3 protein-coding genes are annotated in these 1748 nt (G+C 71.1%); 1 reads left to right on the top strand and 2 read right to left on the bottom strand.

Annotated features, from left to right (window positions below; genetic code table 11):
- Both ACE3UN_RS18900 and ACE3UN_RS18895 read right to left on the bottom strand, forming a co-directional pair.
- Positions 1-216 (bottom strand): MerR family DNA-binding transcriptional regulator (locus ACE3UN_RS18900; RefSeq protein ID WP_374676546.1); only part of this gene is annotated, 216 nt, incomplete at its 3' end.
- A complete protein-coding gene (locus ACE3UN_RS18895; RefSeq protein ID WP_374676545.1) occupies positions 213-410 on the bottom strand; it encodes a heavy-metal-associated domain-containing protein in 198 nt (65 codons plus the stop codon). The genes ACE3UN_RS18895 and ACE3UN_RS18900, both read right to left, overlap by 4 nt.
- Before the next feature lie 159 nt (positions 411-569).
- Here ACE3UN_RS18895 and ACE3UN_RS18890 point away from each other — a divergent pair.
- The coding region (locus ACE3UN_RS18890; protein ID WP_374676544.1) for a heavy metal translocating P-type ATPase at positions 570-1748 on the top strand (1179 nt) is incomplete at its 3' end.

Below are 1748 nucleotides of genomic sequence, written 5' to 3'. Positions count from 1 at the left end.
GCGGATTTCCTCCATCGAGAAGCCCAGGCCGCGCGCGCGGCCGATGAAGCGCAGCGCGTGCACGTCGGCCTCGGTGTACTGGCGGTAGCCGCTGTCGGTGCGGCCCACCTGCGGCAGCAGGCCCAGTGATTCGTAGTGGCGCACCATGCGCGCCGAGACGCCGGCGCGGCGCGCGGCCTCGCCGATGGGTACGGGGGCGCCGGGGGCGGTCGTCATGGCGTGACCGCGTAACCTTCTTCGGCGATGGCGGCGGCCAGGGCCTCGCGCGGCTGGCTGCTGTCCACGTCGACGCGGTTTTGCGCGCGGTCGATGCGCACCTGGGCCTGGGGGTCGAGTTGCTGGATGGCGCTGGTGACGGCGCGCTCGCAGTGACCGCAGGTCATGCCCTGGACTTCAAACTGGTATTGCATGCGGGGTTCTCCGGAAAGAAAAGTGGATGACGGATGCGATGATGAACCTTGACACCGTGGCAGGGTCAAGCCGGTGCCGCATCATCGCCCTGTTGCCGCCAGGGTGGAAGTCCTGCGGTGCTTGACCTTGCCATGATGTCAAGGATTACGGTAGACCCCATGAACACCTCCATCCCCACCCCCTCCGAGCCGCATGCGCTGGACCTGTCCATCGGCGGCATGACCTGTGCCAGTTGCGTGGGCCGCGTCGAGCGCGCGCTGCGCAAGGTGCCCGGTGTGCAGGACGCCACCGTGAACCTGGCCACGGAGTCGGCGCGCATCGCGTTCGCCGCGCCCGAGGGCGGCGACGCCGCCATGGACGCGCTGCTGCGCCGCGCCGTGCGCAACGCGGGCTACGAGCCGCTCACGCCCGCCGCGAGCGCGGCGCGTGAGGAAGATGCCTCGCCCTGGGCGGGCTTTGCGCCCGTGGCCATCGGCCTGCTGCTCTCGGCGCCGCTGGTGGTGCCCATGCTGGGCGACCTGTTCGGCGCGCACTGGATGCTGCCGGCCTGGCTGCAGTTCGTGCTGGCCACGCCGGTGCAGTTCGTCCTGGGCGCGCGCTTCTACAAGGCGGGCTGGCATGCGGCAAGGGCGCTTTCCGGCAACATGGACCTGCTCGTGGCCATCGGCACCAGCGCGGGCTGGGGGCTGTCGGTGTGGCTGTGGCTCACGGCACCCACGGAACATGCGGCGGGGCACACGCCGCACCTGTATTTCGAGGCCTCGGCCGTAGTGGTCACGCTGGTGCTGCTGGGCAAGTGGCTCGAAGCCCGCGCCAAGCGCCAGACCACGGCGGCCATCCGCGCGCTGCACGGCCTGCGGCCGGACGTGGCGCACCTTTTGGGCAAAGGTGGCGAGGTGGACGTGCCCATCGCCGAGGTGATGGTGGGCGACCGCCTGGTGGTGCGCCCGGGCGAGCGCCTGCCGGTGGACGGCGTGCTGCTTGAAGGGGATACGCAGGTGGATGAATCCATGCTCACGGGCGAGCCGCTGCCGGTGGCCAAGGAGCCGGGCGGGCTGCTCACGGGCGGCTCGATCAACGGCGAGGGCCGCATCGTGCTGGAGGTGCGCGCCGTGGGGGCCGAGACGGTGCTCTCGCGCATCATCCGCCTGGTGGAGGACGCGCAGGCCGCCAAGGCGCCGATCCAGCGGCTGGTGGACCAGGTCTCCAGCGTGTTCGTGCCCGTGGTGCTGCTGATTGCCCTGGCCACGCTGCTGGGCTGGCTGTGGGCGGGCGTGGGGATGGAGACGGCGCTGATCCGCGCCGTGGCGGTGCTGGTGATTGCCTGCCCCTGCGCG

This window comes from Ideonella sp., assembly GCF_041918995.1.
Taxonomy (GTDB): Bacteria; Pseudomonadota; Gammaproteobacteria; order Burkholderiales; family Burkholderiaceae_C; genus Ideonella.
The sequence above is the reverse complement of the archived record's forward strand: the minus strand, read 5'-3'. Positions and strand labels throughout refer to the sequence as shown.